A 14,118-nucleotide genomic window follows, 5' to 3' on the forward strand; every position below is an offset into this window, starting at 1 on the left:
CCGGGGCGCCATCCGCCCGTTCCCGGCGCTGGTCACCGGCGAACGCCCCAGGGTCGCCGTGCTGAACCCCGAGACCGGGCAGGCGCAGGACCCTACGCCCTGCGCATGAGCCGGGCGTCTGGATCCCACCGGAAGGTCGCGACAGCCACCAGAAGGATCGCGGCCGTGAAGCCGCACAGGATCGCCAGCGGCCGGATCATGGCGACCGGGTCGACAGCAGCGGCCGCCTGCAGGGCGGCGACCAGGTGGCGGAGCGGCATGGCCTCCGAGAGCAGCTGAACCCAGCGGGGTGCGCCCTCCAGGCTGTAGAAGACCGGGCTGGCGCAGGTCATGGGCAGGACGAAAAGGTTGTTGATCCCCGCCACCTGCGTCTCCGTGTTGCCCAGGTTGCCCAGGATGAACCCCAGCGCCGTGAAGCACACGGTGCCCAGCGCCAGCGCCGGAAGCATGAGCAGCAGGCCGGCGGGGGCGATACCCGCGCCCAGGAACAGGGCGCCGCCCACGTAGACGAAGAGCGCGCAGACCAGGGCGATCAGCCCCCGGGCGGCCGTCAGGGCCGACACGAACGCGCCGGTGGGAAACGGCGTGGCCCGCAGCAGCTTGTACACGCCGCGCTGCCGCTGCCGCATGACCTCGAACCCGGTGCCACTCATGGTGAAGAAGAACCCGCCCAGTGCGGTCACCCCCACCAGCAGGTGCCGGCGGTAGCCCGGATCCTCGAAGAAATAGGCGAGCACCGCCAGGGCGGCCGCGGGGAAGATGAGGGCGTAGAACAGGGAGATCCGGTCCCGCAACGCGCCGGAAAGGAGTCCCCGGAAGACGATCCACATCGCTACACCGCCTCCTCCGCGGTCAGGTTGAGGTAGAGCTCATCCAGGCTGGCGGCGCCGTGGCGCTCCAGCAGCTCCTGCGGGGCGCCCTCGGCCCACACCCGGCCGTTCACGATCAGCACGACCCGGTCGGCCAGCCTGCCCACCTCCTCCATGTCGTGGGAGGTGAAGACCACCGCCGTGCCGCCCTGGGCCAGTTCCCGGATGAGGGTGCGGATCTCGTGGCGCGCCCGGGGATCGAGCGCCGCCGTGGGTTCGTCCAGGAACAACGCCCGCGGCTGGTGCACGAGGGCAACCGCGATGGCCAGCCGCTTCTGCTCCCCGCCCGACAGGCGGGAGGCCTCTGTGCGGGCCGCGTGCTGGAGCCGGCACCGGACCAGCAGTTCATCGGTCTCCGCCCGACTCAGCCGCCGCCCGTAGAAGGCGGCAAAGACCCGCAGGTTTTCGGCCGCGGTCAGCCCGGGAAAGAACGGGGTGGACTGGAGCTGGACCCCGATCTCCCGTCGGGGTTCGGCGCACCCATAGCGCACCTCGCCGCCGTCCCGGCTTCGCAGCCTCAGGATCATCTCCAGGGTGGTGGACTTGCCGGCGCCGTTGGGGCCGATCACAGCCACCACCTCCCCCGGCGCCACCGACAGGCTGACGTCGCTCACGGCGATGCGGTCGCGGTACCGCTTCACCAGGTTCCGGGCATCGATGAGAAGCGTCATCCCCACTCCCCCTTCAATCACTCGGACTCCGCAAACTCCTCCAACAGGCGGCGCAGAAACCGGAGGTCCGCCTCCATATGCTCCCGCCCGTTGTCGAAGGCCGCCCGGATCGGCGGCGGGAGGTCGCCCACGGCCGCCGCCTTGGCCGCCCGGCCCTCCTCCCACTGCGCCAGCCGCTCCTCCAGCCGGGCGATCAGCTCCCGCAGCGCGGCCTGCAGATCGGCACGGGGCATGTCGTGGGCAAAAGAGAGAAGCAGATAGAAGTCCCCCGGCAGCGACCGGGGCACCTGGCTCCACGCCTCCCGCAGAACCCGCCGGTACTCGGCCCGGCCCGCGTCCGTGATCTCGAAGATGGCCTTGGTGCGCATGCCGGTCTGCTCGGTGCCGGCCAGCGCCACCAGCCCCTCGGCGGCCATCTTCTTCAGGGCGTGGTAGATCGACCCGGGAAGGATGTCGGACCACTGGTCGATCCGGCTGACCTGGTGCAGCTGCTGGATCTCGTAGCCGGACATCGGTCGCTGGTTGAGCAACCCGAGGATGACGAGTCGGACCACGGGCATACCCCCAAGGTTGTTTACTCAACGTTGAGTATATGAGCGCGACGGGTCCGTGTCAAGGGGCGGATCCGGCCGCACGCGCGGAACCGCCCGGGGAGCGCTTCCCCGGGCGGGTTCCCGCGCCCGATGCGATCACTGCAACATCTTCTGAATGAAGCCCCCACGGTACCAGGAGGCGTCCAGCTGCACCACGAAGGCCTGAGGATCCAGCTCCTCCAGCAACCGCACCACCTGGGGCCCGTTCTTCCGGCGGGCGACGACCATCAGCACCTCCCGCTGGCCCATGCGGCCCTCGGCCCGCCAGTCGGTCACGCCCAGGCCGTGTTCCCGGAGCGCCGGGGCCAGTTCGCCGATGCGGGTGGTGATGACCTGAAACAGCACGTACCCGAGCGCCAGCCGCTCCTCGATCTTGCTGCCTACCAGCGCTCCCACCGCATAGCCGAGGGCATACGTGGCGACCTTCACGGGATCGGAAAGCTGGCTGACCACAAGGCCGAGGGCGTACACCCACAGGATGACCTCGAAGAAGCTGATGGCTGAAGCGAGAAGCCGTCGACCCTTGACGAGGATGATCCACCGCACGGTGTTGACCGACACGTAGGTGGCCTGCGCGAGGAAGATAATCAACAGATCCAGAGCTGCTTCGACCTCCTTCGCCAGACGCATTCGCCGGGACGAGGCCGGCGTCCTCTCGCTGCGCTGACGAATCCTCCTGGAACGGCCGCCAGCAACCTCACAACACGGCTACGGGTCCGCCGCGGGTTGGCGAATTCTGTCCAGTGGCGGCAGCCGACCTTCCCAAGCGTTGACGAACCCTGTCGAAGCCGTTAGAATGGCAAGAACTCAGGGCCGCCACGGCTCCGGGAATGGCCCCCGTCCGGGCTCATGGGGCGGCCGTGCGCCACAAGGCGCCGGCCCCGAACGGACAACCGACGAGGGGCGCAGGCTGTCCTGGCGGCCAGACCACGCAGATCCAAGATCACCGGAAGGTGGTGCTGGCGACATGATCTCCCCCGAGCGCACGCTCACGCCCGAGCAACGCGACGAACTGATCCGCACGCTGAAGACCCGCTTCGAGCGCAACATGCACCGCCACCCCGGCCTGGACTGGACCGACGTGCAGGCCAGGCTGGAGGCCCGCCCGGAGAAACTGTGGTCGCTCCACGAGATGGAGCGGACAGGCGGGGAACCGGACGTGGTGGGATTCGACAGCCAGACCGGCGAGTACATCGTCTACGACTGCGCGCCCGAAAGCCCCAAGGGGCGCAGGAGCCTCTGCTACGACCATGCCGCGCTGGAGTCGCGGAAGCAGCACAAGCCCGAGGGCAGCGCCGTGGGCATGGCGGAGGCGATGGGCATTGAACTGCTCACCGAGCAGGAGTACCGGGAGCTGCAGAAGCTGGGCGCCTTCGACACCAAGACGTCCAGCTGGGTCAGAACGCCCCCGGAGATCCGAAGGCTCGGGGGCGCCGTCTTCTGCGACCGGCGGTATGACACCGTGTGGGTCTACCACAACGGGGCGGAGTCATACTACGCTTCTCGGGGCTTTCGCGGTTCGCTGCGGGTCTGAGGCAGGCGGTCGGCGCGGGCCCAGGGCCAGCGCGGCGGAGAGGGCCCGCTCGAGCATCCGGTTCCAGTGCGGATGGAGGCGGCGCGCCTCCTCGGGCGCGACAAAGATCCGGCGGGCCGATTCGGGACGCCACCGGTCGTTCTCGCTGTGGTCCACCTTCACCAGCCCCGCGAAGGTGGACACGCCCCGGACGTACCCCTCCTCCATCACCTCCCGGAGCAGGCATTCCTAGGGCGGTTCGCCCGGATGACGGTGCCCGCCGGGAATGTCCCATCCCCGTGCGCGCAGGTCCACCAGCATCAGCTTGCCGTCCAGGAAGCAGAAGCCGTGCACCATGGTGATCAGCTCAGCCGGCGGCGTTTCCGCCGGGCGGCCCATCCACTCCAGCCGGATCCGCCCGGCCCAGTTCACATACTCGACGTCGCTCATCCCAGTCCCCCCGTCCACCGTGGCTCCCGGCGGCTGCGGGGATGAAGCCGGGCCCCTGCCCGTCGGGCCGTGCCGGGCAGTCCACGCTCCCTCCGACGAACCGACGGAAACGGAAGTTTCCGCCGTATCACGCCGCGTCGACGCGCACCAACCGCCCCCCACCTGAGGAGGGGTCGGCTGGTGCGTTCGTTTACAGCTTCTCCACTTCCACCCACGTATCGTACTGGGCGCTGCCGTTGGTGAGCACATCCACCAGGCTCGAACCCGGGCCCAGGTGGTCGTCCTGGCGGATCACGTCGTTCACCCGGAAGCCCGTGCCCCGTCCGGGGGCAAGCCCCGTCGGCTCAGTTCCCGTCTGCCGGAACTGGTACCCCGTGTGACCGTAGGCCGACACCGGCGGAATCAGCACCCCGTCGATGACCACCGCCTTCGCGCCGTAGGTCTCGTGACCGTAAGAGAAGTCCGCCCCGACGACCCCGGGCCGGATGCCCTCGGTGATGTAGGCCGTCGCCTCCACCGTACCCGAGGCCGACCGCACCCGCACCCGGTCCCCATTGCGGATCCCCCGGGCCGCGGCGTCCTTCGGGTGCATCCAGACCGGGTTCTCCTCCCGGATCTCCCGGAGCCAGGCGTTGCCGATGGTCCGGTGGTTGGAGAGGTGGCTGGACTTCCAGTTGATGAACTGCAGCGGCAGGGGATCCTGGATCTCGTTGCCGGCGTAGTCCACCGCCGTCCAGAGCATCGGCGTGCCGTCGAAGTACTTCCCCGTGTACGACGACTTCTGCCGGGCCGCCACCTCGTCGTAGAGGTTGACCTGGCCGCCGTAGCGCATCCGGAGCCACTCGCCTTCGTAGGCGGTATCCGGCGGGGCGAACCGGCCGCCGCGGTTGAGGACGTACACCACCTTCGGCCACTCCTCCGGCTTCACCGCCGCCTTCCAGGCCGCCTCGTCGTATCGGTCGCCGAGGGCGATCCGACGGGAGCGGGAGAACAGCTCCAGTTCCTCGGGGGAGGCGTCGGGCACCGGCTCCTCGTCGTAGGCGATATTGGCGACGATCTTCAGGTAGAAGTCCTCCGCCCGGTCCAGGCTGTAGCCACCCGGGAAGGCGTTGGGGCCGAACCCCTTCAACCCGAGCGCCTTGCCCAGGTCGATGAGCACGTCCTCCACCGCCCGGGGGCCGTCCATCACGTGGCAGGCCGGCTGCTCGATGTGGCTCTCCTTCAGGTTCTGGTTGGGGTAGATGGTGACCAGGTTCCACCGCTCCAGGTAGGAGAGGTCGGGCAGGATGTAGTCGGCGTACTGGGACGTGCCGCCGATCACCAGGTCGAAGGCCACCACCAGGGGCAGCTTCTGCTCATCCTTCAGCATCTCCGCCTGGATGTTGCCGCCGGGGGCGGACTCCACCAGCGACATCCGGTTGATGAACAGGGCCTTCAGCCCGTAGGGGTACTCGTCGTACGCCGAGGGGATCACTTCGTGGCAGGCGTTGCCGCCCAGGAAGGTCCAGCGCCGCTTCGCCGGATAGCCGTCCCGCTCAAACAGCGTCGACTGCTCGTAGACCTGCTTCTCCCGGGTGATGGGCACGCCCCACGGGGTGTAGCCCCCCTCCACCTTCGACACGTCGTAGCGGCTGCCGGAGGGCTCCGCGTACCGCACGGCGGAGGAGTTCTCGCCGCCCTTCCAGTCGTGGTTGCCGATCAGGAAGTTCAGGATGCCGATGGCGTAGACGGCGTAGAAGCCGTTGGTGTGCATCGCCGGGCCCCGGTAGGAGACGGCGACGGCCCGCTTGCCGTGGGAGGTGAAGTCCCGGGCCATCTCAACGATGGTCGCCTCGGGCACGCCGCACATCTCGGCGTACTCGGCGAGGGTCTTCTCGAACACCCGCTCCTTCAGCAGCGTGAACGCCGACTTCACCCGGATCCCGTTAATCTCGGTGTCGACCTCCAGCTCACCGTCCATGGCCTCGGTGGCCGGGACGGGCACGCCGTCCTGCAGCACCACGAAGGCGTCGCCCTCCAGGCCGACGTCCTTGGCCCGCAGCTTCGGCCGGTTGGGATGCGAGAGGTTCACCAGGTGGGTTGCGTCGGACCACGTGGGCTCGCCGTCGGCCGCGGCCGCCTTCTTGCCCGGGTTGCGCAGGTAGCGTTCGTCGTAGCGCCGGTTCTCGATGATCCAGCGGATCATCCCGAAGGCCAGGGCGATGTCCATGGCCGGCTTCACCGGCACCCAGAGGTGCGCCTTCTCCGCGGTCTTGGAGAGCCGCGGATCCACCACCACCAGCTTCATCCCGCGCTGGATGGCGTTCATGAGGCGGGGCGCCAGCCACGTCGGCCCCTTGTTGGCCACGGCCAGGTTGGTGCCCCAGGCGATCAGGTACTCGCAGTGGTCCAGGTCGGCGTACTGCCGCTTCTTGAGCTGGTTGCCGTTGCGGCCGCGGACGTTCGCCGCCACCCCCGGGATGCCGCAGATGCCGGCGTGGTTGAAGGTGTTGATGGTGCCGATGGCCTGGTTGAACATCCGGGTGATGAACTCGTCCCGGTTGCCGAAGACAAAGGCGATCTGGTTGGACTTGGGGCCCAGGTCCGGGTGCCGGGTATCGATGAGGACGTCCTTGTACTTGGCGTCGAACGCTTCCTGGGTCATCTCCCCGGCCTTGACCTTGGCCCAGTCGGCCATCACCGGCTCCTGGGGCACGAAGGCTATGTGGGGGCGCAGCTTCTCGGCGATCTCCTGGATCGCCTGCTCCCACGAGATGGTCTGCCATTCGCCCGAGCCCCGGGGGCCCACCCGCTTCAGGGGCCTGGCGATGCGGTAGGCGTCGTACGCCGTCTGGATCCCGGCCTGCCCCTTCAGGCAGGTGCGGCCGCCGGCGAAGAGCCGTCCGTCCACCGCCAGGTCGCCGTGGCCACGGGCGGCGTCGAAGGGCGAGGTATCGTACGGGATCTGGTCATAGGGCGCCGTGTTCAGCGGCGAGTAGGGGTTCCCCGCGATCTTGCGGACGTAAGCCTTGCCGCCGGTCTTCGCCGGGTCGGTGAGCACGACCTTGATGGTGCAGTGGGTCTGGCACTGCTCACACGTGGTGTAGATCACCCGCTCCGCGGGCGTCTCCTCACCGAAATCGCCGGTGCCGTGGCTCTTGGCGTTGGCGAAGGGGTCATCGAAGGCCTGGGAGATGCCGCCGCCCAGCAGGGGCATCGCGGCGATGGAACCGCCCACCACCGCCGCCCCGGCGACGAACTGACGGCGGGTGAGGGCCGAAGAAGAGTCTGCCTGGCGGTGCTTGCGATCCTCAGTCATGGGCCGTCCCTCCGATCTCGTGCACTTCCTCATCCACGGGCAGCAGGTCCGCGGCCACGCTGAAGAGCAGGAGCCCCATGGCGATGATGCCAGCGCTCGTCCACCACTCCACCGCGTTCGGGAAGTACTGGCCGGCGGGCAGCCCCTGCAGCACGGGCTCGATGAGCGGCGGCACGACGATGTTGAACCGCACGCCCACGATGCCCACGACCACCATGAGGCAGGCCAGGGCGGTGAGCGGCACGGACTCCCGCAGGCGGGTCATCAGGAGGATCGCCGGCGCTACCATGCCGATGCCCAGCTGCAGGATCCAGAAGGTCCAGGCGTAGGGCCCCTCCATCATCAGGTGCACGACGCTGGTCTCGTGCGGCGCCATGGAGAGCAACGGCACCAGGAACTCGTAGAACAGGAGCCCCAGATCCACCAGCAGGAAGCCGCCCAGCAGCTTGCCCAGGTCCGCCACCATGCCGGCGTTCACGGGCCGCTTCAGTGCCTTCTGCCGCAGGATGTAGAGCAGGGCCAGGAGCGCCGTGCCCGATACCAGCGCCGACACGATGAACACGATGGGCGTGAGCGCCGAGAACCACATGCCCCGGGCCTTCACGATGGCGAAGATCGTGCCCGTGCCGCCGTGCACGCCGAAGATGGCGATGGGCACGCCGATGGTGCCGAGGATCCGGAGCATCCGGTGATCCCGCCCGGTGTCCAGGGACCGGCTGCCGAAGCTGAGCCACCGGGCCAGTCGGGAACGCTCCGCCCGGCGCACCAGGTCGGCGCGCATCGCGAACCAGAGCTCGGCGGCCAGGAGCAGGATGTAGATCACGTAGAAGCGCATCTCCCAGGCGAGCGGCGAGAGCCAGTTGAAGTAGACCAGGGCGCTGAGCGCCCGCTCCATCCGGCCCAGGTCCAGCAGCACGAAGGTCAGGGCGACGATCATCGCCACCAGGGCGGTGAGCAGGGCCATCCGCCCCAGCCGCTCGAACCGGGCCATGCCGAACACATAGATGAGGCTGGAAAGCAGGAACGCCCCGGCCGAGAGGCCGACGAAGTAGATGTAGAAGGCAATCCAGGCGCCCCAGGGGGTGATCGAGGTCAGGTTGGTGGCGGCAAGCCCGTGCGCGGTCCGGTGGGCGATGGCTACCCCGCCGGCGGCGACCAGGGCGATGAGCAGCAGGTACCAGCCCGCTCGGAGCAGCCTGCCCGGCCCGGGCGACGGGCGCTGGTCGGCGAGCCGCAGGGCCGCCTCTTCTCGGGTCAGTGCGGACATCGAGCGTTCCCTCCTCCTACTTCAGGTAGATGACCCGGGGCTGCGTGCCCAGCTCCTCCTTCAGCCGGAAGGCCCGCGGGCTGGCGGCCAGCTTGGCCACCACCGAGTTGGGGTCGTTCAGGTCGCCAAAGTACCGGGCGTCGCCGATGCAGGTCTCCACGCAGGCGGGCTCCTCGCCCCGGTGGATGCGGTGCAGGCAGAACGTGCACTTGCGCACCGTGCCGATGGGCGTCTCGCCCCTGCGGCGCGGCCCCCGGTCGACCCCATACTCGGGGGCCTGGACCTCGGTGTAGCCCAGCATCTCGTCGTAGTTCTCGCCGAAGTCGAAGGACCGGGCGCCGTAGGGGCAGGCGGCGATGCAGTACCGGCAGCCGATGCACCGGTCGTCGTCGATGACGACAATGCCGCTCTCGCCCTTGTAGGTGGCGCCCACCGGGCAGACGCCGGCGCAGGGCGGACTGTCGCACTGCATGCAGGGCCGGGGCACGTACGCCCGCCGGGTGTTGGGGTACTCGCCGAGCTCCATTTCCAGGACAACGTTGTAGCTGACGCCCGGCGGGGTGCGGTTTTCGGCCTTGCAGGAGACGGTGCAGGTGTCGCAGCCGATGCACTTCTGCAGGTCGATGACCATCACCCAGTAGGGCTCGTGCCGGGAGCCGGGATCCCGGGCTGCTGCGGTCATGGGGGTCACTCCCTTGCTGGATCTGTGGACTTCACCCGGAGATGGATGCAAGGACCGTGCCAGGGTCTCGGGGAGGTGCCCACGCAGGGCCGCCGAAGGCTGCACATGCCCGGCGAATCGGGTCCAGGGGCCACGGAACGGTCCGGGCCATACCTCCAGAGGCGCGCGACGCCGGGAGTGACACTTTGTCACTCCCGGCGCTGTGTGCAGGTATGTCATTTTGTCACGTTGTCGGATTGTCGATCAATTCCCGTCAAGTGGTGTAAATTGGGTTCCCGCGATCCCTGCACCCCCTTAGATGGTTGCCGGAGATGACCATCTAGTCGGGGTGCTTTTTACACCACTACTGGGTACTCTAGCTCGTGGGAGTCTGGCCTCATCGTGGGAGGCTGGCCTCGTCGTGAGAGTCCAGCCTCATCGCGGGAGTCTCACCTCGTCGTGACAGTCCAGCCTCATCGTGGGAGTCTCGCCTCATCGTGGGAGTCTCGCCTCATCGTGGGAGTCTCGCCTCATCGTGAGAGTCCGGCCTCGTCGTGGAGTGGTGGAAAGGCTAGGAGCCTGTCCGGGTAACCGCACGTGAGATAGGGGCAGACTCCCAATGATTGGATATCAACGATCGTGCCTACTTCTTCATGCGCTGTCTGAAGGCAGATTTCGGGTCTATCCGGCCTGCCTGAACGCGTAGAGCTTCAAGAGGTTGTGGCAAAGGCACACGAGAACCCATTCCCCGTTGACTGCTTCCAGTCCACGGAGATGGAACTGCCGGAAACCACGAGCCTCCTTGATCTGCCCGAAGACCGGCTCAACGCTTTGCTCTCGCTTCCGGTAGCGCTCGGCGTGTCGCTTTAGCTGCAGTTTCCGCCGCATCCGATCCCGAAGCGTTGCTCCCTTGGGAATCGGGCCGCGTGGTGATTTCGCACGCCGACGTTCGCTGTGTCGCTGCTTCTCCGGAGGAATGTAGGGATTAATTCGCCGCTGCAACAGCCACTGAACATTTTGCTCACTGAAGTACCCTGCATCGGCAGAAACCTCCTCCGGCATCTCATCGACATTGGCTTCGACCTGTTCCATCATGGGGATCAAGTGCGGAGCATCTGCCGCCTGGTTTGTTACGGCAGCGGCTACGATGATCTGCGTATCGGCATCGACGACGGCTTGTGCGTTGTATCCCTGGATGAACTGCTTGTCAGAGCCTTTCATGATCCGGGAATCGGGATCCGTAAAGTTGCGCTGCGCTGTCGGAGCAGGTTCTGCCTTCCGCTGCTTCCGCCGACGGCCCCCCTTGGACCCCTTGGGCTCGGGCCCTTCGGGAGGCTCATGTTCGTCAACTCCGGCCCTCAGACGCGCTTCGCCTTCCAGTGCAGCCTTGGCCTCTTGAATCTTGGCCAGCCGCTGCTCACGGAAGCGGAGTTCTTCGGGCAGTTCATCCCCACGACGATGCGGGCCGAAGCGATCATCCTCGGCCTGGTCAGCTTCCTCGGCTTTCTGGAGCAGCTCTGCGATCTCCGCCTTCAGGCGTTGTTCTTCCTCCACCATCCGGCTGTAGCTCATCGCCTTGTGCTTGGAGGCGTTGGCCTTGATCTTGGTGCCGTCCAGGGCCACATGACCCAGGCGAACCAGCCCGGCCTTCTTGCAGATCTTGACCACTTGCAGGAACAGGTCGGAGAGGGCCTTTAGATGCCGCTTCCGGAAATCGCTGATCGTCCGGAAATCTGGCTGATTGTTGGCCGCAAGGACGCGGAAGGCTACGTCCTCCTGCAGCCGGCGTTCGATCTTGCGAGAGGAGTAGACGCCGTTGCAGTAGGCGTACAGCAGCACCTTGACCATCATCCGCGGATGGTACGGTGGGTAACCTCGCAGCTCTCGCTCGTATGTCCGTTCGATTTGGCTTAGATCGAGTGAGTCCACGACATCACTCAGGAAATAAGCGAAATGGTCATGCGGAAGCCAGTCCTGCAGGGCAGGGGGCAGCAGCAACAGCTGATTGGGCTGATACGGTCGATACGTCTTCTTGCTCATGATGAAGACATTGGACACCCAACCCTTTTGCTCCTACAGAACTGGCTTACTCAGACAGGCTCCTAGCCTCATGGGGTGGCGGTCTCTGTCATGCCCGGGACATGTGGTGTACAGTTTGCCCGGAGCACATCATCGCTGCCGGTAGGCCGCCCGCAACCTGGCGATCTGCCCCTGATGGTGGCAGGAATGGCCGGCCATGTGCCAGAGCATGTACCGCACGGTCGCCGGCTCGGGCCACCACGGTACGACAACCGCCCGCTCCGCATCCTCATCCGACAGGCCGGAGATGTACCGCCGGGCTGTATCCATGAGCTCCCGGTACTCCCCCAGCAGCCCTGAGAGCGTGGCTCCCTGCGCCTCGGGAATGCGCCCGTTCTCGTCCTGGAAAGGCCCGTACTTCCCCCGAATCTCCGGGACCCGTTCGGAATCGCCCATGATCAGATGCAGGTAGGTCATGTCCACGAGAACCAGATGCCGGAGCAACATGGCCGTGGAGTTCACGTTGTCCGGCGCCTTGAAGTGAAACTCTTCCTCGCTCATGCCCTCAAGCCGCTTCTCCAGACGTCGGAAGGCATCCTCCACGAGACCGAACGGAACCGCCAGGGCCTGAGGAACTCCGGAGCTATGCACGTCGCGCATCGCCAGTCCTCCCCTCCTCAACGGGACAATCCCTGAATCGGATCGTCCCCACACACCTAGAGTGGATTTGCACCAGGAAGCGGCACCCGCAGAGAGTCCCTGGGCCCGCCCAACCGCCATCTGTCAGGCGGGCCAGGTCCCGCAGCCCGTTCCGGGATAGAACCTGCCGGTACCGGCTCCGGCAGCGCCTTGGTAGACGGTATCGGAACCCTTCGGGCGACCATGCAGGAGGCTCAAGCAGAAACCGTCATGATTGCCCGGCGACCACTCGCTCGGGAGAAAACGGGCAATGCTACCCGTCCAGTTGCTCCAGACCAGGTTACTGCGGTAAAGAGGGGTGCCCATCATGTGCGATCACGCGGAGCTAGGAGCCTGTCTGAGTAAGCCAGTTCTGTAGGAGCAAAAGGGTTCGGTGTCCAATGTCTTCAGCATGAGCAAGAAGACGTATCGACCGTATGAGCCCAATCAGCTGTTGCTGCTGCCCCCTGCCCTGCAGGACTGGCTTCCGCATGACCATTTCGCTTACTTCCTGAGTGATGTCGTGGACTCACTCGATTTAAGCCAAATCGAACAGACGTACGAGCGAGAGCTACGAGGTTACCCACCGTACCATCCGCGGATGATGGTCAAGGTGCTGCTGTACGCCTACTGCAACGGCGTCTACTCCTCTCGCAAGATCGAACGCCGGCTGCAGGAGGACGTAGCCTTCCGCGTCCTTGCGGCCAACAACCAGCCCGACTTCCGGACGATCAGCGATTTCCGGAAGCGGCATCTAAAGGCCCTCTCCGACCTGTTCCTGCAAGTGGTCAAGATCTGCAAGAAGGCCGGACTGGTTCGCCTGGGTCATGTGGCCTTGGATGGCACCAAGATCAAGGCCAACGCCTCCAAGCACAAGGCGATGAGCTATAGCCGGATGGTGGAGGAAGAACAACGCCTGAAGGCGGAGATCGCAGAGCTGCTCCAGAAAGCCGAGGAAGCTGACCAGGCCGAGGATCACCGCTTCGGCCCACATCGTCGTGGGGATGAACTGCCCGAAGAACTCCGCTTCCGTGAGCGGCGGCTGGCCAAGATTCAAGAAGCCAAGGCTGCTCTGGAAGCCGAAGCGCGCCTGAGGGCCGGCGCTGACGAACATGAGCCTCCCGAGGAGCCGGGACCCAAGGGGCCCAAGGGCGGTCGTCGGCGGAAGCGGCCGAAGGCAGAACCCGCACCAACAGCGCAGCGCAACTTTACGGATCCCGATTCCCGGATCATGAAAGGCTCTGATAAGCAGTTCATCCAGGGGTACAACGCCCAGGCCGTCGTCGATGCCGATACGCAGATTGTCGTCGCTGCTGCCGTAACAAACCAGGCGGCAGATGCTCCGCACTTGATCCCCATGATGGAGCAGGTCGAAACCAATGTCGATGAGATGCCGGAGGAGGTTTCTGCCGATGCAGGGTACTTCAGTGAGCAAAACGTTCAGTGGCTCTTGCAGCGGCGAATCAATCCCTACATTCCTCCGGAGAAGCAGCGGCACAGCGAACGTCGCCGTGCGAAATCACCACGCGGCCCGATTCCCAAGGGAGCAACGCTTCGGGATCGGATGCGGCGGAAACTGCAGCTAAAGCGACACGCCGAGCGCTACCGAAAGCGAGAGCAGAGCATTGAGCCGGTCTTCGGGCAGATCAAGGAGGCTCGTGGTTTCCGGCAGTTCCATCTCCGTGGACTGGAAGCAGTCAACGGGGAATGGCTTCTTGTGTGCCTTTGCCACAATCTCTTGAAGCTCTACGCCTTCAGCCAGGCCGCATAGGCCCGAAATCTGCCTTCAGACAGCGCATGAAGAAGTAGGCACGATCGTTGATATCCAATCATTGGGAGTCTGCCCCTATCTCACGTGCGGTTACCCGGACAGGCTCCTAGCCCGGGCATACTCGCAGACCGTGCGAGCTTCGACAGCTCACCGCCGGCGACACCGTTCCCACTGCTCGACCTCGTGTACCCTTCTCCCCCGCCCCGCGTCCAACCGCACACATCTTGCCAGTTGTCCCGGGAGACCTCTTACATCGTGGGAGCTTTACCAGCTCAGCACTGGCAGCACCTCTGCCCACTGTGGCCCCCCACTTAATCTCTTCCCCACC

Annotated in this window: 13 protein-coding genes; 2 read left to right on the forward strand and 11 right to left on the reverse strand. The window is 66.0% G+C overall.

Annotation, left to right across the window (positions count from 1 at the left end; all coding sequences use genetic code 11):
- Positions 1 to 92: 92 nt before the first annotated feature.
- The 4 genes from STH_RS10405 to STH_RS10420 form a co-directional block, all read right to left on the reverse strand.
- On the reverse strand, positions 93 to 830 hold the full coding sequence (locus STH_RS10405) for an ABC transporter permease (RefSeq protein ID WP_011196199.1): 738 nt from the start codon (positions 828 to 830) through the stop codon (positions 93 to 95).
- 2 nt (positions 831 to 832) lie between these two features.
- A complete protein-coding gene (locus STH_RS10410; RefSeq protein ID WP_011196200.1) occupies positions 833 to 1,540 on the reverse strand; it encodes an ABC transporter ATP-binding protein in 708 nt (235 codons plus the stop codon).
- Positions 1,541 to 1,557: 17 nt separating this feature from the next.
- Positions 1,558 to 2,094, reverse strand: a complete 537-nt coding sequence (locus tag STH_RS10415) for a PadR family transcriptional regulator (RefSeq protein WP_011196201.1) — start codon at positions 2,092 to 2,094, stop codon at positions 1,558 to 1,560.
- 135 nt (positions 2,095 to 2,229) lie between these two features.
- Positions 2,230 to 2,724: a DUF2179 domain-containing protein gene (locus STH_RS10420; RefSeq protein ID WP_050742230.1), complete on the reverse strand. Its 495-nt coding sequence runs from the start codon at positions 2,722 to 2,724 to the stop codon at positions 2,230 to 2,232.
- A 376-nt stretch (positions 2,725 to 3,100) separates the two neighbouring features.
- Between STH_RS10420 and STH_RS10425 the strand changes: the two genes are divergently transcribed.
- On the forward strand, positions 3,101 to 3,667 hold the full coding sequence (locus tag STH_RS10425; protein WP_011196203.1) for a DUF4256 domain-containing protein: 567 nt from the start codon (positions 3,101 to 3,103) through the stop codon (positions 3,665 to 3,667).
- On the opposite strand, the gene STH_RS19075 is transcribed toward STH_RS10425, so the two are convergent.
- From STH_RS19075 to STH_RS10455, 7 genes are all read right to left on the reverse strand, one after another.
- Entirely contained in the window at positions 3,623 to 3,874 is a 252-nt protein-coding gene (locus tag STH_RS19075; RefSeq protein WP_011196204.1) for a hypothetical protein, read from the reverse strand. The genes STH_RS10425 and STH_RS19075 overlap by 45 nt on opposite strands.
- A 21-nt stretch (positions 3,875 to 3,895) precedes the next feature.
- Positions 3,896 to 4,096 carry a hypothetical protein gene (locus STH_RS19080; protein WP_050742231.1) on the reverse strand — a complete coding sequence of 67 codons (201 nt, stop codon included), beginning with the start codon at positions 4,094 to 4,096 and terminating at the stop codon, positions 3,896 to 3,898.
- 190 nt (positions 4,097 to 4,286) lie between these two features.
- A complete protein-coding gene (locus STH_RS10435) occupies positions 4,287 to 7,394 on the reverse strand; it encodes a tetrathionate reductase subunit A (protein ID WP_043713895.1) in 3,108 nt (1,035 codons plus the stop codon).
- Entirely contained in the window at positions 7,387 to 8,661 is a 1,275-nt protein-coding gene (gene nrfD / locus STH_RS10440) for an NrfD/PsrC family molybdoenzyme membrane anchor subunit (protein WP_011196207.1), read from the reverse strand. The genes STH_RS10435 and nrfD overlap by 8 nt, the downstream gene beginning before the upstream one ends.
- Positions 8,662 to 8,677: 16 nt before the next feature.
- Entirely contained in the window at positions 8,678 to 9,343 is a 666-nt protein-coding gene (locus STH_RS10445; protein ID WP_043713896.1) for a 4Fe-4S dicluster domain-containing protein, read from the reverse strand.
- Positions 9,344 to 10,003: 660 nt separating this feature from the next.
- Positions 10,004 to 11,362: an IS1182 family transposase gene (locus STH_RS10450; RefSeq protein WP_043715615.1), complete on the reverse strand. Its 1,359-nt coding sequence runs from the start codon at positions 11,360 to 11,362 to the stop codon at positions 10,004 to 10,006.
- A 129-nt stretch (positions 11,363 to 11,491) separates the two neighbouring features.
- Positions 11,492 to 12,001 carry a DinB family protein gene (locus STH_RS10455; RefSeq protein WP_050742232.1) on the reverse strand — a complete coding sequence of 170 codons (510 nt, stop codon included), beginning with the start codon at positions 11,999 to 12,001 and terminating at the stop codon, positions 11,492 to 11,494.
- Positions 12,002 to 12,431: 430 nt separating this feature from the next.
- Between STH_RS10455 and STH_RS10460 the strand changes: the two genes are divergently transcribed.
- Entirely contained in the window at positions 12,432 to 13,790 is a 1,359-nt protein-coding gene (locus tag STH_RS10460) for an IS1182-like element ISSyth1 family transposase (protein ID WP_011196211.1), read from the forward strand.
- The last annotated feature ends 328 nt before the right edge of the window (positions 13,791 to 14,118 follow it).

Origin of the sequence: Symbiobacterium thermophilum IAM 14863 (assembly GCF_000009905.1) — a bacterium.
Taxonomy (GTDB): domain Bacteria; phylum Bacillota; class Sulfobacillia; order Symbiobacteriales; family Symbiobacteriaceae; genus Symbiobacterium; species Symbiobacterium thermophilum.

Coding starts and splice junctions, on each gene's coding strand:
- STH_RS10405 (WP_011196199.1), bottom strand. CDS start 830: ATGTGGATCGTCTTCCGGGGACTCCTTTCCGGCGCGTTGCGGGACCGG.
- STH_RS10410 (WP_011196200.1), bottom strand. CDS start 1,540: ATGACGCTTCTCATCGATGCCCGGAACCTGGTGAAGCGGTACCGCGAC.
- STH_RS10425 (WP_011196203.1), top strand. CDS start 3,101: ATGATCTCCCCCGAGCGCACGCTCACGCCCGAGCAACGCGACGAACTG.
- STH_RS19075 (WP_011196204.1), bottom strand. CDS start 3,874: ATGGAGGAGGGGTACGTCCGGGGCGTGTCCACCTTCGCGGGGCTGGTG.
- STH_RS19080 (WP_050742231.1), bottom strand. CDS start 4,096: ATGAGCGACGTCGAGTATGTGAACTGGGCCGGGCGGATCCGGCTGGAG.
- STH_RS10435 (WP_043713895.1), bottom strand. CDS start 7,394: ATGACTGAGGATCGCAAGCACCGCCAGGCAGACTCTTCTTCGGCCCTC.
- nrfD (WP_011196207.1), bottom strand. CDS start 8,661: ATGTCCGCACTGACCCGAGAAGAGGCGGCCCTGCGGCTCGCCGACCAG.
- STH_RS10445 (WP_043713896.1), bottom strand. CDS start 9,343: ATGACCGCAGCAGCCCGGGATCCCGGCTCCCGGCACGAGCCCTACTGG.
- STH_RS10450 (WP_043715615.1), bottom strand. CDS start 11,362: ATGAGCAAGAAGACGTATCGACCGTATCAGCCCAATCAGCTGTTGCTG.
- STH_RS10455 (WP_050742232.1), bottom strand. CDS start 12,001: ATGCGCGACGTGCATAGCTCCGGAGTTCCTCAGGCCCTGGCGGTTCCG.
- STH_RS10460 (WP_011196211.1), top strand. CDS start 12,432: ATGAGCAAGAAGACGTATCGACCGTATGAGCCCAATCAGCTGTTGCTG.